This window comes from Bacillota bacterium (assembly GCA_023511835.1).
Lineage (GTDB): Bacteria > Bacillota > Sulfobacillia > JAIMAT01 > JAIMAT01 > JAIMAT01.
The window spans coordinates 40,057-59,520 of the sequence record JAIMAT010000002.1; the positions used below are offsets into that span (position 1 = coordinate 40,057).

The 19,464-nt window shown below is 74.2% G+C and carries 17 protein-coding genes; 13 read left to right on the plus strand and 4 right to left on the minus strand.

The features are described 5' to 3' along the window. The first annotated feature begins 8 nt into the window (after positions 1-8). The 5 genes from mutL (at position 9) to K6U79_00790 (ending at position 5,606) form a co-directional block, all read left to right on the plus strand. Positions 9-1,778 carry a DNA mismatch repair endonuclease MutL gene (gene mutL / locus K6U79_00770; protein ID MCL6520890.1) on the plus strand — a complete coding sequence of 590 codons (1,770 nt, stop codon included), beginning with the start codon at positions 9-11 and terminating at the stop codon, positions 1,776-1,778. Then, positions 1,775-2,770 carry a tRNA (adenosine(37)-N6)-dimethylallyltransferase MiaA gene (gene miaA, locus K6U79_00775; GenBank protein ID MCL6520891.1) on the plus strand — a complete coding sequence of 332 codons (996 nt, stop codon included), beginning with the start codon at positions 1,775-1,777 and terminating at the stop codon, positions 2,768-2,770. Before mutL ends, miaA begins: the two co-directional genes overlap by 4 nt. A 76-nt stretch (positions 2,771-2,846) precedes the next feature. Beyond that, positions 2,847-4,160: a glycosyltransferase family 4 protein gene (locus K6U79_00780; protein MCL6520892.1), complete on the plus strand. Its 1,314-nt coding sequence runs from the start codon at positions 2,847-2,849 to the stop codon at positions 4,158-4,160. Further along, on the plus strand, positions 4,111-5,214 hold the full coding sequence (locus tag K6U79_00785; GenBank protein ID MCL6520893.1) for a glycosyltransferase: 1,104 nt from the start codon (positions 4,111-4,113) through the stop codon (positions 5,212-5,214). The genes K6U79_00780 and K6U79_00785 overlap by 50 nt, the downstream gene beginning before the upstream one ends. 20 nt (positions 5,215-5,234) lie before the next feature. Continuing rightward, positions 5,235-5,606 carry a cupin domain-containing protein gene (locus K6U79_00790; protein MCL6520894.1) on the plus strand — a complete coding sequence of 124 codons (372 nt, stop codon included), beginning with the start codon at positions 5,235-5,237 and terminating at the stop codon, positions 5,604-5,606. A 76-nt stretch (positions 5,607-5,682) separates the two neighbouring features. On the opposite strand, the gene K6U79_00795 is transcribed toward K6U79_00790, so the two are convergent. Genes K6U79_00795 through K6U79_00805 form a run of 3 tightly spaced genes read right to left on the minus strand, consistent with a single transcriptional unit; the run spans position 5,683 to position 9,655 of the window. Beyond that, entirely contained in the window at positions 5,683-7,038 is a 1,356-nt protein-coding gene (locus tag K6U79_00795; GenBank protein ID MCL6520895.1) for an ABC transporter permease, read from the minus strand. A gap of 11 nt (positions 7,039-7,049) precedes the next feature. After that, positions 7,050-8,873, minus strand: a complete 1,824-nt coding sequence (locus tag K6U79_00800; GenBank protein ID MCL6520896.1) for an efflux RND transporter periplasmic adaptor subunit — start codon at positions 8,871-8,873, stop codon at positions 7,050-7,052. Continuing rightward, complete coding sequence (locus K6U79_00805) at positions 8,870-9,655, minus strand: ABC transporter ATP-binding protein (GenBank protein ID MCL6520897.1); 786 nt, start codon at positions 9,653-9,655, stop codon at positions 8,870-8,872. The genes K6U79_00800 and K6U79_00805 overlap by 4 nt, the downstream gene beginning before the upstream one ends. A gap of 238 nt (positions 9,656-9,893) precedes the next feature. Here K6U79_00805 and K6U79_00810 point away from each other — a divergent pair, with 238 nt between their 5' ends. From K6U79_00810 to K6U79_00845, 8 genes are all read left to right on the plus strand, one after another. Next, positions 9,894-10,835: an AAA family ATPase gene (locus tag K6U79_00810; GenBank protein MCL6520898.1), complete on the plus strand. Its 942-nt coding sequence runs from the start codon at positions 9,894-9,896 to the stop codon at positions 10,833-10,835. Then, positions 10,832-11,449 carry a hypothetical protein gene (locus K6U79_00815; protein ID MCL6520899.1) on the plus strand — a complete coding sequence of 206 codons (618 nt, stop codon included), beginning with the start codon at positions 10,832-10,834 and terminating at the stop codon, positions 11,447-11,449. Before K6U79_00810 ends, K6U79_00815 begins: the two co-directional genes overlap by 4 nt. A 90-nt stretch (positions 11,450-11,539) precedes the next feature. Beyond that, positions 11,540-12,007: a MerR family transcriptional regulator gene (locus K6U79_00820; protein ID MCL6520900.1), complete on the plus strand. Its 468-nt coding sequence runs from the start codon at positions 11,540-11,542 to the stop codon at positions 12,005-12,007. Next, on the plus strand, positions 11,988-13,322 hold the full coding sequence (gene glnA / locus K6U79_00825; protein MCL6520901.1) for a type I glutamate--ammonia ligase: 1,335 nt from the start codon (positions 11,988-11,990) through the stop codon (positions 13,320-13,322). Before K6U79_00820 ends, glnA begins: the two co-directional genes overlap by 20 nt. Positions 13,323-13,511: 189 nt before the next feature. Then, on the plus strand, positions 13,512-14,309 hold the full coding sequence (locus K6U79_00830) for an electron transfer flavoprotein subunit beta/FixA family protein (protein ID MCL6520902.1): 798 nt from the start codon (positions 13,512-13,514) through the stop codon (positions 14,307-14,309). Between the two features lie 91 nt (positions 14,310-14,400). Continuing rightward, positions 14,401-15,372: an electron transfer flavoprotein subunit alpha/FixB family protein gene (locus K6U79_00835; GenBank protein ID MCL6520903.1), complete on the plus strand. Its 972-nt coding sequence runs from the start codon at positions 14,401-14,403 to the stop codon at positions 15,370-15,372. Positions 15,373-15,472: 100 nt separating this feature from the next. Beyond that, entirely contained in the window at positions 15,473-17,485 is a 2,013-nt protein-coding gene (locus tag K6U79_00840) for a 4Fe-4S dicluster domain-containing protein (protein ID MCL6520904.1), read from the plus strand. 49 nt (positions 17,486-17,534) lie between these two features. Next, complete coding sequence (locus K6U79_00845) at positions 17,535-18,704, plus strand: acyl-CoA dehydrogenase family protein (protein ID MCL6520905.1); 1,170 nt, start codon at positions 17,535-17,537, stop codon at positions 18,702-18,704. Here the strand turns inward: K6U79_00845 and lexA are convergent. Further along, the gene (gene lexA, locus K6U79_00850) at positions 18,692-19,354 is read right to left on the minus strand and encodes a transcriptional repressor LexA (protein MCL6520906.1); all 663 of its coding nucleotides are present in this window, start codon (positions 19,352-19,354) and stop codon (positions 18,692-18,694) included. The genes K6U79_00845 and lexA overlap by 13 nt on opposite strands. Between the last annotated feature and the right edge of the window lie 110 nt (positions 19,355-19,464).

Genomic DNA, 19,464 nt, shown 5'->3' on the forward strand with positions numbered 1-19,464 from the left:
CGGCACCGGTGACCATCCGCCGCCTGCCGCCGGAGGTGGCCGAGCGCATCGCCGCCGGCGAGGTGATCGAACGCCCGGCCTCCGTGGTCAAGGAGCTGGTGGAGAACGCCCTGGACGCCGGCGCCCGCCGGGTGGTGGTGGAGCTGGAGGAGGGCGGGCGTGCCGCCATCCGCGTCCGGGACGACGGCCAGGGCATCGCCCCCGACGAGCTGCCGCTGGCGGTGGAGCGGCACGCCACCTCCAAGCTGGAGCGCTTCGAGGACCTGAAGCGGCTGGGCACGCTGGGCTTCCGCGGCGAGGCGCTGGCCAGCGTGGCGGCCGTCGCCCGCCTGACGCTGGAGAGCCGCCCGCCCGGGCTGGAGGCCGGTCGCCGCCTGCGCCTCCGCCCGGGCGCCGAACCTCTCCTGGAGCCGGTGGCCATGGCGCCCGGGACGCGGGTGGAGGTGCTCGACCTCTTCTACAACATGCCGGCGCGCCGCGCCCACCTGCGCTCGCCGCGCGCCGAGCTCCTGGCTTGCGAGGAAGTCGTCTCCGGCCACGCCCTGGCCCGCCCCCAGGTGGCCTTCCGCCTTCTCCACGAGGGCCGCCCGCTGCTGGAGACGCCGGGCGACGGCGAGCTGCGCCACGTGGTGGCGGCGCTCTGGGGCGAGGAGCTGGCCGCCTCACTCCTGCCGCTGGAGGAGCTCTGGCCGCCGCTGGGCCTGCATCTCTCCGGACTCGCGAGCCCGGCCGGGCTGGGGAGGGCGTCGCGCACCTTCCAGCGTGTGGCGGTCAACGGGCGGCCGGTGGAGAACCTGGCCCTGCGCATGGCGGCCGAGGAAGCCTACCGGAACCTGCTCCCGCTCCGCCACCACCCGGTCCTCCTTCTGGCGCTGGAGCTTCCGCCCGGCGAGGTGGACGTCAACGTCCACCCGGCCAAGCGCGTGGTCCGCTTCCTGCGCGAGCGGGCCGTTCACGGCGCCGTCCACGCGGCGCTCCGCCGCGCGCTCGAGGCGGGCCGGAGGCCGCGCGCGGCCTCCGGCGGCGGCGCGCCCGCGGGAGGACCCCCGGCCGCCCCGGAGCGCCTGCGCGAGCCGGCGGCCACCTGGGAGTGGCTCGAGCTCTACGCGCCGGCGGGGGCGGAGGCCGCCGCGGAGGAGGGCGCCCCGCCAGGGGCGCTCGGCCCGGCGCGGGAGGGCGCGGCCGGTGAGAGGGAGTCGCCCGGCCGGCTGCCGCCGCTCCGCCCGCTGACCCAGCTTCACGCCACCTATCTGCTCTGCCTGGGCGGCGCGGAGGGGGCGGAGGAGCTCTGGCTGGTCGACCAGCACGCGGCCGACGAGCGGTACTGGTTCGAGCGCCTGGAGGGGGGCGCGGGCGCAGGGCTCGCCCAGCCCCTGGCCGTCCCCGCCAGCGTCGCCCTTGACCGGGGCCGCCGGGCGGCCTGGGAGGCACGGCGGTCGCTGCTGGAGGCGCTGGGTTTCCGGGCGGAGCCGGGCGGTCCGGCGAGCCTCTGGCTGCGCGCGGTGCCCGCGGGCGTGCGCGGGCCGGAGCAGCTCTTCGCCGAGCTGCTCGACGAGGCCGAGCCGGCGGGCGCCTGGGAGGAGCGGCTTCGCGCCGCCCGGGCCCGCCTGGCCTGCCACGCGGCGGTTCGCGCCGGCGACGCGCTGGCGCCGCCGGCCCAGGCGGCCCTGTTGGCGCGCTGGTCCGCCTGCCGGCAGCCATGGACCTGCCCGCATGGGCGGCCGACCGCGATCCGCATCGGGGAGGAGGAGCTGGCGCGGAGGTTCCTGCGGCGTTGAAGGACGGGGGGCGCGAGCGCTGGACGCTGGTGCTGGTCGGCCCCACGGCCGTGGGCAAGAGCGAGGTAGCCCTGGCGCTGGCCGAGCGCTTCGGCGGAGCGGTGGTGACCGCCGACTCGGCCCAGGTCTACCGCGGCCTCGACGTGGGGACGGACAAGCCGCCGCTTGACCAGCGCCGGAAGATTCCGCATTATTGTCTTGATCTGGCAGAACCGGTTGCGGAATTCAGTGTCGCAAGCTGGTTGAGTGCGGCACGGGACGCCATCGCGGCGTGTCGCCGCTCCGGGCGGCTGCCCATCGTGGCCGGGGGTACCGGCCTTTACGTCGAAGCGCTTCTGCGCGGTTACACGTTCGCCCCGCACTCGCCCCAGCTGCGACGCCAACTCGTTCGACGCCTCGAGGCGGAAGGCCTGGAGCCGCTCCTCCGGGAGCTGGCGGCGCGCGATCCGGAGGCCTGCCGGCGCGTCGACCGGGCCAACCCGCGCCGTGTCGTGCGTGCCCTGGAGCGCGCCCTGCTCGCGCCCGGGCGGACGCTCTCCGGCGATCCCGCCGGGCCGCCGGCCGGGGAGCGGGCGCGGACCGACCGGGAGCTGCTGGGCAGGGTCGTGGTGGTGGGGCTCTGCCGCGACCGGGAAGAACTGGCTGCGCGCATCCGCCGCCGGATCGTGCGCGAGATGGAGGACGGCCTCCTGGAGGAGGTGCGGGGGCTCCTGGCCCGGGGCGTGCCGCCTTCCGCCGCCTCCATGCAGGCGCTGGGCTACCGGCAGCTGGCCGCCCACCTGCTGGACGGCCTGCCGCTGGAGCGGGCGCTGGAGCGGCTCGAACGCGACACGCGACGCTTCGCCAAGCGACAGATGAGCTGGTTCCGCAACCGGTTGTCTGGGGCCACCTGGTTCAACCTCAGCCTGGGCGGCCCCGGCCCGGTGGAACGATGGCTCCAGTCAATCCTTGCCAGGTCGCCGGGTATGCCGGGGTCCGGACCGGCATACTAAGTTTCAACGCGCTCCTTGGCCGTGGCGACGGGGCGGGAGGCACACGCGCCCGGAGCGCAGGGCAAGGGGTGGTCGCATGGTCGCCAAAGGGAGAACCGCATCGGGAACGGCCTCGCTACAGGGACGTCCGGTCTTCCTGAGCACCTATCCTCCCCAGCGCTGCGGCATCGCCACCTTCACGCAGCACCTGGTGGGGGCCATGGAGGCGGTCACCGCCGAGCGCCCCGCCGTGCTGGCGGTCAGCGACGGCATCCCCGCCTCCCTTTATCCGCCGGAGGTGGTGGCCGCCATCGCGCGCGAGGACCGGCCCGCCTACCGCGAGGCGGCACGTCTGCTCAACCGCTCGGGCGCCTCCGCGCTGGTGGTGCAGCACGAGTACGGCATCTTCGGCGGGCAGGACGGGAGCGACGTCCTGGAGCTGGTGGAGTCGCTGGAGATCCCCTGGGTGGTGACGCTGCACACCGTCCTGCGGCGCCCCACGCCGCGGCAGCGCGAGGTGGTGCGGCGGATGGCGGCGCGCGCCCGGCGCGTGGTGGTGCTGGCGCGCCGCGCGCGCGAGATCCTGGCCGAGGTGTATGGTGTCGACCCCGCGCGGCTGGTCCACATCCCGCACGGGGCGCCCGACGGCCTGCCCACCTCGCGCCACGAGGTCAGGCGGCGCCTCGGTCTCGAGCGGGCGACGGTCCTCTGCACCCTGGGTCTGATCAACCCGGGGAAGGGGATCGAATACGTGATCGAGGCGCTTCCTGAGCTGGTCCCCGACTTCCCCGACCTCCTCTACCTGGTGCTGGGACAGACGCACCCGGGCGTCCTGCGCCACTCGGGGGAGTCCTACCGCGAGATGCTCAAGGCGCGGGCGCGCCAGCTGGGCGTGGAGCGCCACGTGCGCTTCGTCGACGCCTACCTGGACGACGCTGCACTGGTGGAGTACCTGGCCGCCTCCGACATCTACATCACGCCCTACCTCTCGCCGGAGCAGATCTCCAGTGGCACGCTGGCCTACGCCGTCGGCCTGGGCAAGGCGGTCATCTCCACCCCCTACGCCTACGCGCAGGAGCTGCTGGCCGACGGGCGGGGGCTGTTGGTGCCCTTCCGCGACGCGGGCGCCCTGGCCGAGGCGGTCCGCGCCATCCTCGCCTCGCCGCGCCTGCGCCGTGGCATGGAGCGCCGGGCGAGGCTGGTCGGGCGCTCCATGGCCTGGCCGCGCGTGGCCGAGGCGTACGCCGAGCTGGTGGGCGAGGTGGCCGCGCCCGCGGGCGGGGGCGAGGGTGCCTTCCGCTTCCTGCCGCTGGGCGGGGGTCGGGCCGGCGCGCTGGCGATGGAGGGAGGTGTGGCGCGCCATGAGGCTGCCGCCTCCCACGCTGGACCATCTCTGGCGGATGACCGATGAGACCGGACTCATCCAGCACGCCGCGGGCGCCATCCCGCTGCGCGCCACGGGCTACACCACCGACGACAACGCGCGGGCGCTGATCGCGGCGCTCTGGGCCTACCGGCGCGGGGAGCGCGAGGCGGCGGTGCTGGCCGACCGCTACCTCGCCTTCCTGGGCTGGGCGCGTCAGGCGGACGGCTCCTTCCACAACGAGTTCGGCTATGACCGTCGTCCGTTGCCGGGCGGCCGCAGCGAGGACGCCACCGGACAGGCGGTCTGGGCGCTGGGCGAGGCTGTGGCGGCGGGCGAGCCGCGCTGGTCGGAGACGGCACGGCTCTGGCTGGAGGGTTCGCTGGAGGCGGCGGGGCGGCTGGGCTACGTCCGCTCCGCGGCCTTCGCCCTGCTGGGCCTGGCGCGGGCGGCGGAGGCCGTCGGCTCCGGCGACCTCGGGCGGCGCCTGGCCGGGACGGGCGAGCGGCTGACCACCTTTCTGCTGGAGCGTTACCATGCCGAGAGGCGACCCGACTGGGAGTGGCTGGAGGACCGGTTGACCTACGCCAACGCGGCGTTGCCGGCCGCCCTTCTGGCCGCGGGGCGGAGCTGGGGCTGGCGGGAGGCGACCCGGGCCGGCGAGACCATGCTGCGCTGGCTGGACGGCGTCAGCTGGGAGGGCGAGCTGCTGGTACCGGTGGGCAACCGCGGCTGGTACCCGCGCGGTGGAGAGAAGGCGCGTTTCGACCAGCAGCCCGTCGACCCGGCCTGGATGGTGCTGGCCCATGCCGAGGCGGCGACGGCGCTGGGCCGCGGGCGTCACCTGGAGCGGGCGCAGGCGGCGCTGGCCTGGTTCCTGGGCCGGAACCTGGCGGGGTTGCCGCTGGTCGATCCCGCCACCGGAGGCTGCCACGACGGCCTGGGGCCCGACGGGGTCAACCGGAACCAGGGTGCGGAGTCGACGCTGGCCTGGCTCCTCGCCTTCTACGCTGCGGAGCGCGCGCGGGCGGCGCTGGCCGGCCAGGGTCCGGAGGGCGTGCGCGCGGAGGCGGAGCCGGCGCTGGGCGCCACGGGCAGCTGAGCGACGGAGGCGGGTGAACGATGGAGACGATCGAGCCGCAGGTCGGGGACGGCGCCAGGGTGGTGGAGAAGCCCTGGGGCCGCGAGATCTGGTGGGCGCAGACGGAGCGCTACGTGGGCAAGATCATCGAGGTGCGGGCGGGCGGCTCGCTCAGCCTCCAGTACCACGAGCGGAAGATGGAGAGCATGTACTTCGTCGAGGGGAGCGGGACGCTGCTCCTGGGTGATCGGGAGATTCCCATCCGGCCGGGCCTCCATGTGACCATCCCGCCAGGGACGCGCCACCGCGTCCTGGCGGCCTCGGACGTCCGCTTCTTCGAGGTCTCCTCGCCCGAGGTGGAGGACGTGGTCCGGCTGGAGGACGCCTACGGCCGGGCCGGGCAGAGCGCCTGACGGGCCGGACGGGCCCGGGGGAGGCGGGGCGCGCCGCGGGCGGCGCGCCCCGCCGGCTGGCCGAGGGAAGGCCACCTCAACGGCGCAGCGCCTCCACCGGCTCCAGCGCGGCGGCCGAGAGCGCCGGGTAGACGCCGAAGACGAGACCCGAGCCGAGCGCCACCAGGACGGCCACCTGGACGGCCTCGGGCGTGACCACGGTCTCGAAGCCGTAGCGGGCGAAGAGGCGGCTCCCCCAGAGGCCCGCGCCGACCCCGGCCGCCGCTCCGGCGGCGCTCAGGAGCAGCGCCTCCAGCAGGAACTGGGTGACCAGGTCGCCCCGCTTCGCGCCCAGCGCCCGGCGCAGGCCGATCTCGCCGGTGCGCTCGGCCACCGCCACCAGCATGATGTTCATGATCCCCAGTCCGCCCACCAGCAGCGAGACGGCCGCCATGCCCCCCAGCAGGAGAGTCATCACGCGGTTGGCGCGGTCGGCCTCCCGGATCATCTGGTTCAGGTTGGTGATGCTCAGCAGCTCCCGACCGGCAGGAAGCGGGGAACCCGCCTGCGACGCCCCGCCGCCCGGAGGGGCAGGCGGCCGGACGGGGGCGCCGCCACCCGGACCGGCCGGGAGCGCGCCCGCAGGGAGCCCGCCCGGTCCGCCCGGTCCTCCCGGTCCGGGCGCGGGGGCGGACTGGTCGAGGCCCAGCTGGCGGCGGAAGATGCGCCCCAGCTGGGCGACGGCCAGCTGCGCCTCCTCGGGCGAGCGGGCCTTCACCCAGATCTCGTCCGCGTCGTTCCGCTGCATCAGCTCCTCGGCGAGCGTGTAGGGGATGAGGATACTCCGGTCCACTTCCTGGGGGTCGCCCGGGCGCGGGGCGAGCACCCCCATGATGCGGAACTCCTGGCCGCTCACGGTCAGGCTGTAGCCGACCGGATCGCGCCCGTTGAGCAGGCCGCGCGCCAGCTCGTAGCCGATGACGGCCACGTGGAGCCGCCGGCGGACGTGGAAGTCGTTGAAGAAGCGGCCGGAGAGGAGGTCGAGGCCGCGCACCCGCACGTACTCGGCGGAGACGCCGAGCACCGGGAGGCTCCCCCGGCTCCAGCGCCAGCGGACCGCCAGCGACTTGGTCAGGATGGGCGTGGCCGCCTCCAGGGAGGGGACGCGCTCGACCAGCGTGGCCGCCTCCGCGGGGTCGAGGTGGACGTTGGGGTCCTCCGCCTTGATGACGATCACGTTGCTCCCCAGGCGTTCGAACTGGCGGACCACCGCTTGGCGCGCACCCTCGCCGATGGCCATCAGCCCGATCACCGAAGCGACGCCGATGCCTACGCCGAGCACGGTGAGGACGGAGCGGAGCGGCCGGGCCAGCACGCCGTGCCAGGCCACCTGGAGGGCGAAGGCCATCCTCACCAGCGCTCGCCGGGCCGTACCCGCCACCCGCCGGAGCATGTCGTCACCCCCTAGCCGCCCGAGCCCGAGCCGCTAGTCGGGCCACCGGCGCCGCCGGGAGCGCCGCCCGGGCCGCCGGAGCCGGAACCGCCCGGAGCACCCTGGCCTCCCTGGGTGGAGGAGCCCGGCAGGAGGCTGGGCGAGGTGAGGTGCTGGCTGGGCAGCAGGTCGGCGGAGCTGCCGGTGATCACGCGGTCGCCCGGTTTGAGGCCGGAGAGCACCTGGGCGTAGCGGTCGTTGACCAGCCCCAGCCGCACGATCACCGTCCGCGCGGTGCCATTCCTCTCCATCACCTCCACCTTCGACTGGCCGTCTTCCTCGAAGATGGCCTCCACCGGCACCAGCAGGGCGTCCCTGGCGCTGCCGGCGTCGATGTGGGCCCGGGCCTGCATCCCGGGGCGCAGCTCGGGCACCCCGTCCACCTGGATGACGACCTGGAACTGGGTGACGCCGCTCTGGTCCTTGCCCATCATGGCCACGTTGGTCACCGTGCCGTGGAGCACCCGCCCGGGCAGGGCGTCCACCGTCACCTGCACCGGCGCGCCCTGCTTCACCTTGACCACGTCCACGTCGCTCACCTGGGCAAAGAGCTGCATGCGGGCGGTGTTGAGCACTTGGCCCAGATACTGGCCGGGTTGCAGCAGGGCGCCCGGTTGCAGGGGCGGCACGCCGACCACGATGCCGTCCATGGGCGAGCGGACCTCAAGCAGGCTCGCCTGGGCCTGGTCCTGGGCCAGCTTCTGCTCGGCGTCGTGCAGGCTCTCAAGCTTCGCCTCCACGGAGGACTGGAAGGTGCTTCCCGAAAGGGTGAGGAGGGGGTCGCCGCGGCGGACCGGCTGCATGTCCTGGACGAAGAGACGCGTGACGGAGGCGTCGGCGGGGCTGGTCAGCGCCTCGCTCTGCCCGTAGCTCTCGATCTGCTGGCAGTAGCGGAGCCAGCTGATCGAGGAGGGCTCGCCCGTGGCGGGGCCCGAGGAACCGGCCCGGTTGCCGCGCGCGAAGCCCACCTGCGCCTGCATGCCCGGGCGGAGTAGGCCCGGGTTGACCCCTTCCAGGGTGACCCAGTAGACGAACTGGGAGGGCCCGCTCGCCTGGCTGCCGGAGCCGGAGGGGGCGCCGGTGCCGCAGTCGTTGAGCTCGGAGAGCGGCGTCGGGATGGGATTGGGGTTGATGCCGGTCACCTGCGCCGGAACCAACCCGTCGAACTCGTCGAAGCGCAGGTAGGCGGTCTCCCCCTTGCGCACGCCGGGCAGCTCGCCCGGTGCCAGCCGCGCCACCAGCACGAAGTGGGAGTCGTCCACCACCTGGGCCAGCAGCTGCCCCTGCTTCACCTGGCTGCCCAGGGTGAGCGAGAGGCCGGTCACCCGTCCGTCGATGGGCGCCGTCAACGTGATGCCGCGCGCCGGGTCGATCCCGTCCACCTGGTCGGGCGTCACGCCCAGCAGCTGGGCCAGGTCGAGCCGCGCCTGCTGGACGGCCTGGCTGTCCTGCTGCAGCTGCTGCTGCAGGGCAGGGGCGGCGAGGCGCGCCACCACCTGGCCGGCCCGCACGGGATCGCCCTCGTGGACGAGCATCTCCTGGAGCACGTAGGAGGGCGCGGCCCCAGGGTTCTGGCCGGACGCCACCGGCACCATGAGTCCGCTCCCCTCCGCGGGGTTGAGCGGGCCGGTGGTCTCCACGCCCACCGAGATGGCGCCCCGCCGAACGGTGGCGGTGGCGTAAAGCGGTGCCTGGGAGGGCTCTACCGGCGGAGGAAGGAGCCGGCGGTAGGCGAGATAACCGCCTCCCAGGACGATCACCATCACCGCCAGCGTCGCGGCCACCCTGCGGATCACCTGGGTTCACCCCCCTGTCCGGCGGAAGCGGTCGCCCCGGCGGGAAGCGCCGCCGGTCCGGCGGCGGGCGCCGCTTCCTCTTCGACGATCGGCTCGACGACGGGCTCGTCGCGGACTAGGCGCCCGTCCAGCAGACGGACGAGGCGGCTGCCGTGGCGCGCCACGCGCTCGTCGTGCGTCACCTGCACGATGGTCAGGCCCCGCTCGCGGTTGAGGCGCTGGAAGATGGCCATGATCATGCGGCTCGACTGCGAATCCAGGGCGCCCGTCGGCTCGTCGGCCAGGATCAGCGCGGGCTGGCCGACCAGGGCGCGGGCGATGGCGACGCGCTGCTGCTCGCCGCCGGAGAGCTGCGCGGGACGGTGGCGGGCGCGGGCCGCCAGGCCGACCTCCTCCAGCGCCTTGAGCGCCAGCCGGTGGCGCTCCCGGGCGGGCAGGCCGCGGTAGACCAGGGGCAGCTCCACGTTGGCCAGCGCGTCCAGATCGGGCATCAGACGGAAGTCCTGGAAGATGAAGCCCAGGAAGCGGTTCCGCAGCTCGGCCAGCTCCCCGTCGTCCATCCGGTCGGTCGACGCGCCGGCGATCTCGCGGCTGCCCGCGCTGGGGCGGTCCAGGCAGCCGATCAGGTTGAGCAGGGTCGACTTGCCCGAACCCGAGGGGCCCATGATGGAGACGAACTCGCCGGCCTCCACGGTCAGGTCGACGTCGCGCAGGGCGTCGACGCGGACCTGGCCGGCGCGGTAGCTGCGCGTCACCGCCATCAGGCGGACGACGGGCGCCATCCCCTCTCACCTCCGCCGGCGGGCCGGGCGCGGCCGCCCCGCACCGGGGCGCCGGCGCCTTGCCGGCTCGCCACCCCTTGAGACGAGGCAGGACGGGCAGCCGTTCCCTCCCCTGGGAGAAAGCCCCTGGCTGCGCGGCAGGAAGCCCGACCGGCATAGAGATGAAGCTGCGGAAGGGGGATGGGGCGTGGCGAGCGAGGCCGGGCGCGCCGTCGCCGAGGCGCTGGAGCGCGGGGAGATCGAGCCCCTGGAGGCGCTGCGCCGCCTCCGCCGGCTGCCGGCCCAGCCCGAGCGGGTGGGCCAGGCGGCCGCGCCCCCGGCCGCGCCGGCCGCCGGCGCCGACGCGGGGGCGGCGGCCCGGGCTGAGCTGGAGCGGGCGCTGGCGGAGCTGGACCGCCTGGTCGGCCTGGAGGAGGTGAAGCGGCTCGTCCGCGAGCTGACCGACTTCGTCGAAGTGCAGCGCCGCCGCCAGGAGCAGCACCTGGTCACCGAGCCGACCGTGCTGCACGCGGTCTTCCGCGGCAATCCCGGAACCGGCAAGACCACCGTCGCCCGGCTGCTGGCCCGCATCTACCAGGCGCTGGGTCTCCTGGAGCGCGGCCACCTGGTGGAGGTGGAGCGGGCGGACCTGGTAGGCGAGTACATCGGCCACACCGCCCAGCGGACGCGCGAGCAGGTGCGGCGGGCGCTGGGCGGCATCCTCTTCGTCGACGAGGCCTACTCGCTGGCCCGCGGCGGCGAGAAGGACTTCGGCAAGGAAGCCATCGACGTCCTGGTCAAGGCGATGGAGGACTACCGCGGGCGCTTCGTCCTCATCCTGGCCGGCTACCGCCTGGAGATGGAATACTTCCTGCTCCAGAACCCCGGCCTTCGCTCGCGCTTCCCCATCCAGATCGACTTCCCCGACTTCGATATCCCGCAGCTGGTCTCCATCTGCGAACTGATGTTTGCCGAACGTGAGTACCGGGCCTCCCCGGAGGCTCTCGAACAGCTGCGCCGGATGCTGGCGCGGCCCGAGTGGGCGCTGCGCGTCGCCCAGGGGAACGCCCGTCTCGTGCGCAACCTGGTGGAGCGCGCCGTCCGGCGCCAGGCCAGCCGCGTGGTGCGCGAGGACCGGCGGAGCCGCGAGGAGCTGATGGAGATCACGGCCGCCGACCTGCTGGGAGAGCTGGAGCCGTGAGCCGCCCAGCGCCGGTGGCGCTCGTAGTCGGCCGGCCCGGGGTGGGCAAGAGCGCCCTCCTCCGCCTGCTGGGCTCCGCCGGCGGAGAGGCGGGGAGGGGCTGGTCGCTGCGCGCCAGCCTGGCGCGCCGGCCGCCGGAGCGGGAGCGGGGGGTCCCTGCCCTGGGCGTGGCGCGTCGCCTCCTCCTTTTCGACGCGGGGCGGGGGAGGGTGGAGGCGCTCCTCGTGGTGGAGGGCGCCGCGGTACCCGAGCGGCTGCCGGAGGCGGTGGCCGAACGGAGGCGGCTGGGCGAGACGCTTCTCCTCCTGGAGGAGGCGGCGCTGGTCCTCCACGTCCTGGACGGCCCCTCGCTGGGCGGCGAGGGCGGGGAGAACTGGCTCCATCCCCTGGACGCGGAGCTGCAGGCGCTGGGGGCCCGCCGGCCGGCCTACGCGGCGGTGGTGAGCGGCATCGACCGGACCTGGGGTCCCACCGGCCTCGCCCGCCTGCGCGAGCGCTGGCCGGGCGTGCCGGTCTTCCCCTTCGGCGCCTCCACGCGCGAGGGCGTGCGCGAGATCCGCGCCTGGCTGCGCGGACAGGTGACAGGGGCGCGGCCGCGCCGGGACGTCCGTTGACAGGGAATTTCGCGACCGGTACTGTAGGCGGCGACACCGGGGCACGATTCCTGCCACGTCGATCCCGGAGCCCGGCAGGGGGCGGGAAGGTTGGAGCGGCGGTCCGGCGAAGGCGAGGAACTCTTCTCCATCGGCACGGTGGAGCGGCTGACCGGCCTGAGCAGCCGGCAGATCCGCTACTACGAGGCGAAGGGCCTGGTGCGCCCGGCGCGGACGCCCGGCCACCAGCGCGTGTACACCCGCGCCCAGGTGGAGCGCCTGCGCCAGATCAAGCGCTGGCTGGACGAGGGCAGGAGCCTGCAGAGCATCGCCCGCGAGCTGGCCGCGGAGGCGGAGGCGGAGGCAGAGGGCGAGGCGGTCCGCTACGCGGCGCCGGAGCGCTTCCTGCGCCACGGGCTGACCTCGCTCTACCCCGTGCGCGAGGCGGGGGAGCTGAGCCGTCTTCTGGAGAGGCGGCGGCAGGGGCGCGCCCGTAAAGACGAGGAATCGGCGGCGGACGGCGGGCCTGCCCGCCGGCGCCGCGCCGGGAGGCGGAAGGATGGCCAGGAGGACGCCTGAGGAGATCCTCCGGACGGTGCGGGAGCAGGATGTGCGCTTCATCCGCCTCCAGTTCACCGACGTCCTCGGCGTGATCAAGAACGTCGACATCCCCGTGGCCCAGCTGGAGAAGGCGCTGGCGGGGGAGCTGGCCTTCGACGGCTCCTCCATCGAGGGCTTCGTCCGCATCGAGGAGTCGGACATGGTGCTGCAGCCCGACCCCTCCACCTTCGTCATCTTCCCGTGGCGGAACGGGGACGGGACGCGCACCGCGAGGCTCATCTGCGACATCGCCCATCCCGACGGGAGCCCCTTCGAGGGCGACCCGCGGCGCGTGCTGCGGCGGGCCATGGCGCGGGCGGCCGAGCAGGGCCTGGTCATGAACGTGGGCCCGGAGCCGGAGTTCTTTCTCTTCAACACCGACCCGGAGGGGAACGCCACCACGCGCACCCAGGACCAGGCCGGCTACTTCGACCTGGCGCCGGTCGACCGCGGCGAAGAGGCGCGCGCCGACATGGTGGTGACGCTCCAGGAGATGGGCTTCGAGATCGAGGCCTCGCACCACGAGGTGGCGCCGGGGCAGCACGAGATCGACTTCAAGTACGCCGACGCGCTGACCACCGCCGACGCCATCGCCACCTTCCGCTTCGTGGTCCGGACGGTGGCGGCGGCCCACGGTCTGCACGCCACCTTCATGCCCAAGCCGCTCTTCGGCGTCAACGGCTCGGGCATGCACCTCCACCAGTCGCTCTTCCGCGGTGAGGAGAACGCCTTCTACGACCCTCGCCGGCCGGACGGCCTCTCCGAGATGGCGCTCCACTACATCGCCGGCATCATCCGCCACGCGCGCGCCATCACGGCGCTGGCCAACCCGCTGGTCAACTCGTACAAGCGGCTCGTGCCGGGCTACGAGGCGCCGACCTACATCGCTTGGTCCTACCGGAACCGGAGCCCGATGATCCGCATTCCGGCCAAGCGCGGCCTGAGCACGCGCATCGAGCTTCGCTCGCCCGACCCCAGCTGCAACCCCTACCTGGTGCTTGCCGCCTGCCTGCGGGCCGGCCTGGAGGGGATCGAGCAGCGGCTGGAGCCGCCCGAGCCGGTCAACCGGAACCTCTATGCCATGAGCCCGGCGGAGCGGGAGGAGCTGGGCGTGGAGGAGCTGCCGGGCAGCCTGGGCGAGGCGCTGGAGGAACTGCGCAAGGACGCGCTGATGCGGGAGACGCTGGGCGAGCACGTCTTCTCGCACTATCTGGAGGCCAAGGAGATCGAGTGGGAGATCTACCGGAGCCAGGTCCACGCCTGGGAGGTGGAGCAGTACCTGCGCACCTTCTAGCCGCGGCCGCCGCCCGCCGGGCGTGCCTCCGGGGGGCGGGCGAGGCGGAAAGCGGCAGCGGCCGGCGACAGGGAAGCGTCGGGCCCAGCGAGAATAAGGCGGCGGAGACTGAATGACGGTTCAGTCTCCGCCGCTTCGTTCCGCGCCCCCGGGGGAGGGCCGGAACGGACCGACTTCCTCGACGGGGGGTTGCGCATGCGACTGGTCGTCGGTTTGAAGTACATCCTCGACCCCGAGATCCCGCCCCGCGACTTCCGCATCGACGAGGAGGCCCGCCGCCCGATCCAGGGCAGGGCCTCCCTGGTGATCAGCCCGTTCGACGAGAACGCGCTGGAGCTGGCGCTCCAGATGAAGGACCGCGACCCCGCCACCCAGGTGGTGGCGCTCAGCGCCGGTCCGGCCAGCTCCGAGGAAGCGCTGCGCAAGGCGCTCTCCCTGCGCGTCGACGAGGCGGTGCGGGTGGAGACCGAGCCGCTGGAGGAGCCCGACGGCGCGCAGACGGCGCTCCTCCTGGCCGCCGCGGTGCGCCGCCTGCAGGGTGACGTCCTGCTGGTGGGGCGCCAAGCCGGCGACTGGGACCGCGGCCAGACCGGTCCCATCGCCGCCGAGATCCTGGGCTGGCCCTGCGTCACCGCCGTCTCGCGCATCGAGGTGGCGGACGGCCGGCTCCGGCTCCGCCACGAAGGGCCCGACGGTCTGGAGGTGGTGGAGGCGGCGCCGCCGCTGGTGGTGACGGTCACCAACGACGAGGCCAACCAGCTCCGCATCCCCAAGGCGCGCGACATCCTGGCCACCCGCTCCAAGCAGGTCGCCCGCCTGACCCTGGCCGACCTGGGCCTGGCGGCCGGCGAGGTGGCGGCGCGCACGCGCGTGACGCGCCTCTACGTGCCGGTGGAGGAACGCCAGTGCGAGTGGATCGAGGGCGACGACGCCGAGGCCAAGGCGCGGGCGCTGGCGGACCGGCTCCTGGCGCTGAAGGTCCTCTAGCAGGCCGCCGGCCTCCTTCCCCCGGTCCCGGCGGACCGGCGGTCGGGGGCAGCGGCACTCCACCGAAAGTGAAGGAAGCGAGGTTGGAGCCATGAGCGTGCTCTCTCTCCTTCTCCTGCGCGACGGCGGACTGGACAAGGCGGCACTCGAGGCGCTGGCTGCCGGAGGCGCGGCCGCGCGAGCGCTGGGTACCGGTCTGGAGGCGGCGGTGGTCGGCTCGACCGGCCCGCTGCCCGACCTGGGTCCCTACGGCGTGCAGAAGGTCTGGCAGCTGGCGGCACCGGCCGGGGAGTACCAGCCGGAGCGCTGGCTGGCCGCCCTGGAGGCGCTCGTGCGCGCCGCCGGGGCCGGCGTGGCGGTGCTGGCGGGCGACGCCGCCGGGCGCGAGCTGGGACCGCGCCTCGCCCACCGGCTGGGCGGCGGCAGCGTCACCGAGTGCGTCGACTTCCATGTGGAGGAGGGTCGACTCGAGGCGGTGCGGCCGGTCTTCGGCGGCAAGGCCATGGCTCACGTCCGCGTCGAGGCCGAGCCGGCCGTGCTGGTGACGCGCCTGCACGCCTTCGCCCCGGCCGAGGCGGCCTCCTCTGGCGCGGCGCCGGCGGCGGAGAGCGTGGCGGCCGACTTGCCTCCGTCCGACGGCCTGCCGCGGGTGGTGGAGCGGATCGAGGAGAGCGGCGAGGGCGTCCGCCTGGAGGAAGCCAAGCGCATCGTCTCGGGCGGGCGCGGCCTGGGCGGTCCGGAGAACTTCGCCCTGCTGGAGGAGCTGGCGCGGGTGATCGGCGGGGCCGTCGGCGCCTCGCGCGCCGCCGTCGACGCGGGCTGGGTGCCGCCCAGCTACCAGATCGGCCAGACCGGCCACATCGTCGCCCCCGACCTCTACCTGGCGGTGGGCATCTCCGGCGCCAGCCAGCACCTGGCCGGCATCGCCGGCGCCCGTCACGTGGTGGCCATCAACAAGGACGCCAGCGCGCCCATCTTTAAGGTCGCGGAGCTGGGCGTGGTGGAGGACTACAAGAAGGTGCTGCCGCCGCTCATCGAGGAGCTGAAGCGGCGCCTGGGCTGAGGCCGGGGTGCCGGCGCGGGAGCGGCGCGAGGGTCTGGGGGGCGAGGTCGTGGGCGTGCCGACTCGGCAGATCTACTGGAACATACCGGGCCACGGATGGATGTACGCGCTCCTGGTCGTCCTGGTGGCCGTCTTCGCCTGGGGCGTCTGGGAGCGACTCCGCCTCTGGCGGCTGGGGCGCCCCGCGCGGCGGCTGGACCAGCCCTGGCGGCGGCTGGCGGAGATGAACCGGCAGGTGGTTCTCCAGCTCCGCCTGTTGCGCGACGCCCTCTCGGGCCCGATGCACGTGGGCCTCTCGTGGGGGTTCGTGGTCCTCTTCCTGGGGACCGTGGTCGTCTTCCTCCAGGCCGACCTGGGCCTGCCGGTCATGCGGGGCGCCTTCTACCTCTACTTCCAGTCGCTCACCCTCGACCTCTTCGGGGCGCTGGCCCTGGTGGCGACGGCGGTGGCGGCTTGGCGGCGGTATGCGGAGCGGCTGCCACGCCTCTCCCGGACGGTCCAGGACTGGGTGATCCTGGCGCTCTTCGCCCTCATCCTGCTGACCGGCTTCGTCCTCGAGGGGCTGCGCATCGAGGTGACGCGCGACCCCTGGGCCGCCTGGTCGCCGGTGGGCTACCTCTTCGGGCGCCTGCTGGGGAGCTTCCTGGGCGTGGGCGCCATGACCGCCCTTCACCGGGGGCTCTGGTGGTTCCACCTGGTGATCGCCTTCGCCTTCCTGGCACTCTTCCCGTTCAGCAAGCTCTTCCACATCCTGCTGGCGCCGCTCAACGTCTACATGCGCTCGCTCGAGCCCAAGGGGGAGCTGCCGCCCATGGACGTGGAGGCGGCGGCCGAGGCGGGCGAGCACCTGGGCGCCGCCGAGCTGGGCGACTTCACCTGGAAGCAGCTCTTCGACCTGGACACCTGCACCGAGTGCGGCCGCTGCGAGGCGGTCTGTCCGGCGCACGCCGTGGGCAAGCCGCTGGACCCCAAGTACGTCATCCTCAACCTGCGCGAGCACCTCCACGCGGAGGGCCCCTCGCTGCTGGCGCTGGCGCGGAACGGGGCGGCGGCCCGGGCGGGCGGGGAGGCCGGGGCGGGGGAGCCGGTCTCGCGCCTGGTGGGGCCGGTGATCGATCCCGAGGCGCTCTGGGCCTGCACCACCTGCCGCGCCTGCATGGAGGCCTGCCCGGTCTTCATCGAGCACGTGCCCACCATTCTCCAGATGCGCCGCTACCAGGTGATGGAGCTGGCCGACTACCCTGCCACCATGCAGGAGGCGCTGACCAGCCTGGAGGAGCGGGGTCACCCCTTCCGCGGCTCCGCCGCCTCGCGCCTGGACTGGGCGGAGGGGCTGGAGATCCCGCTTCTTTCCGAGCTGGGCAGCGCCAACGAGGTCGAGTACGTCTTCTGGGTGGGCTGCAGCGCCGCCTTCGACGAGCGGAACCAGAAGATCGCCCGCGCCCTGGCCACGGTCCTCCAGCGGGCCGGCGTCCGCTTCGCCATCCTGGGCGACGAGGAGCGCTGCACGGGCGACCCGGCCAGGCGCATGGGAAACGAGTTCCTCTTCCAGATGACGGCGCAGGAGAACGTGGACCTGCTGGGCCGCTACGGCGTCCGCCGCCTGCTGACGCTCTGCCCGCACTGCTACAACACCTTCCGCAACGAGTACCCGCGCTTCGGCGGGCGGTACGAGGTGGTCCACCACTCGCAGCTCCTGCGCGAGCTGCTGGCGTCGGGCAGGTTGCGGGTGACGCGGCCCTCGCTGCTGGAGACCACCTACCACGACCCCTGCTATCTGGGTCGGTACAACGAGGAGTACGAGGCGCCGCGCGCCGTCCTCGGCTCGGTGGGCGGCGGGCCGCTCCTGGAGATGGAGCGGAACCGGAACCGCTCCTTCTGCTGCGGCGCGGGCGGCGGTCGCATGTGGGCGGAGGAGGAGCCCTCGCAGCGCGTCAACCGGGAGCGGGCGCGACAGGCGCTGGCCACCGGCGCGCGCCGGGTGGGCACCGCCTGCCCCTTCTGCATGACCATGCTGGAGGACGGCGTCAAGAGCGAGACGGGTGGCGACGGCAGCGTGGAGGTGCGCGACCTGGCCGAGATCGTCGAGGAGGCGACGCGGCCGCTGGAGTGAGCGCGGCCGGGCGGGCGCCGGACGGACGCGCGCGGGGAGGGCGGGCGAAGTGGGAGAGGCTTCCTTCGAACTGAGCGCGGAGCAGCGCGCGCTGGCGGAGCTGGCGCGCCAGGTGGCCCGGGAGCGGGTGGCGCCGCGGGCGGCGGCCATCGACGAGGAGGACCGCTTCCCGGAGGACCTGCGGCGCCTCTTCGGCGAGCTGGAGCTGCTCGGCCTGGGCATCCCGGAGGCCTACGGCGGGGGAGGCGCCGGGCTTCTCTCGGTCTGTCTGGTGATCGAGGAGCTGGCGCGGGTGAGCGCCACCGCCTCGCTCATCGTGGCCGACCACGAGCTGGGCCTGCTGCCGGTCCTGCTGGGCGCCAGCGAGGAGCAGAAGCGGGCCTGGCTGCCGGCCATCGCCTCGGGCGAGAAGCTGATGGCCTTCGCCCTGACCGAGCCGGAGGCGGGCTCGGACGCGGCCGGCCTGGCCATGCGCGCCGAGCGGCGGGGCGACCGGTACGTGCTCAACGGCACCAAGCGCTTCATCACGCACGGCAACGTGGCCGACTGGCTGACCGTCTTCGCCCGCACCGACCCGGAGCAGAAGGGGTCGCGGGGGATCAGCTGCTTCCTGGTGGAGCGCGAGACGCCCGGGCTGACGGTGACCAAGCTGGAGCGGAAGATGGGCCTCCACGGCTCGCCCACGGCCGAGCTGAGCTTCGAGGACGTGGAGGTGCCGGCGACGAACCGGATCGGCGAGGAGGGCCAGGGCTTCCGCATCGCCATGGCCACCCTGGACCACAGCCGCCCCGGCATCGCCGCCCAGGCGCTGGGCATCGCCCAGGGGGCGCTGGACGAGGCGGTGGCCTACGCCCGGCAGCGGCGCCAGTTCGGCCGCCCTCTGGCCGACTTCCAGGCCATCCAGTTCATGATCGCCGACATGGCCATCGGCGTGGAGTCGGCGCGCTACCTGACCTACAAGGCGGCGGCGGTGGTGGAGGAGGCGGACGCCGGCCGGGCAGAGTGGCGGCTGGCCAACCGTTTCTCGGCCATGGCCAAGACGTACGCCTCGGACGTGGCCATGCGCGTCACCACCGACGCGGTCCAGATCTTCGGCGGCTACGGCTACATCGCCGACTACCCGGTGGAGCGGATGATGCGCGATGCCAAGATCACGCAGATCTACGAGGGGACGAACCAGATCCAGCGGCTGGTGATCGCCAGGAGCTACCTGGGCTGAGGCGGGCGGCCACCGGCCGCCCCGCCCGCCCGGTGGAGGACGGCGACGACGCGGCCCACGGGCCGCGCCTCGCGGCCGAGGAGCGGCTGGACGCCCGGGTTGGCCGCCTCGAGCCGGAAGCTCTCGCCGTCGGGGAGGAGCCGCCGGACCACCGGCTCGTCGCCCACCAGCGCCACCACCAGCTCGCCCGCCGGCGCCGCCGCGGCGGGAAGGCAGAGGACCACGTCCCCCTCCGCGATGCCGGCGTCCTCCATGGCCGAGCCGTGCACCCGGAGGGCGTAGGCGGCCTCGGCGCCGGGCAGCCCGGGCGGCAGGAGAAGCCAGCCCAGGGGGTCGGGGGCGGACTCTCCCGGCGGCGGGTCGCCGGCTTCGGGCGGGCGGCGGAGGAGCGGGATGCGGCGGAGCGCACCGGGGGCCTCCTCCTGCGGGGGGGCGAGGAGGCCCAGCGCGCGCGGGCGGGAGGCCTCCTGGCGAAGGAAGCCCTTCCGCACCAGCTGCCGCAGGTAGGCGTGGACCGTGGAGCTGGAGCGGAGTCCCACCCGCGCCCCGATCTCGCGCACCGACGGCGGGTAGCCATGCTCGCGGATGAACGCTTCGATGGAGTCCAGCACCTGGCGTTCCCGGGGCGTCAGCGAGGGCGCCGGCTCCACGCAGCCTCCCCCCCATGGCGGGCCTCCTGCGGTGCATCGCCGGCTGCATGCTAGCATGGGGGGCGGAGCGGGTCAAACAGCTGTTCTCCCGAGAGGCCGCGAAGGAGGTC

Bases quoted from the DNA above. Each gene is read 5' to 3' on its own strand.
- K6U79_00780 (MCL6520892.1), top strand. From the start codon at position 2,847: ATGGTCGCCAAAGGGAGAACCGCATCGGGAACGGCCTCGCTACAGGGA.
- K6U79_00785 (MCL6520893.1), top strand. From the start codon at position 4,111: ATGAGGCTGCCGCCTCCCACGCTGGACCATCTCTGGCGGATGACCGAT.
- K6U79_00790 (MCL6520894.1), top strand. From the start codon at position 5,235: ATGGAGACGATCGAGCCGCAGGTCGGGGACGGCGCCAGGGTGGTGGAG.
- K6U79_00795 (MCL6520895.1), bottom strand. From the start codon at position 7,038: ATGCTCCGGCGGGTGGCGGGTACGGCCCGGCGAGCGCTGGTGAGGATG.
- K6U79_00805 (MCL6520897.1), bottom strand. From the start codon at position 9,655: ATGGCGCCCGTCGTCCGCCTGATGGCGGTGACGCGCAGCTACCGCGCC.
- glnA (MCL6520901.1), top strand. From the start codon at position 11,988: ATGGCCAGGAGGACGCCTGAGGAGATCCTCCGGACGGTGCGGGAGCAG.
- K6U79_00835 (MCL6520903.1), top strand. From the start codon at position 14,401: ATGAGCGTGCTCTCTCTCCTTCTCCTGCGCGACGGCGGACTGGACAAG.
- K6U79_00840 (MCL6520904.1), top strand. From the start codon at position 15,473: ATGTACGCGCTCCTGGTCGTCCTGGTGGCCGTCTTCGCCTGGGGCGTC.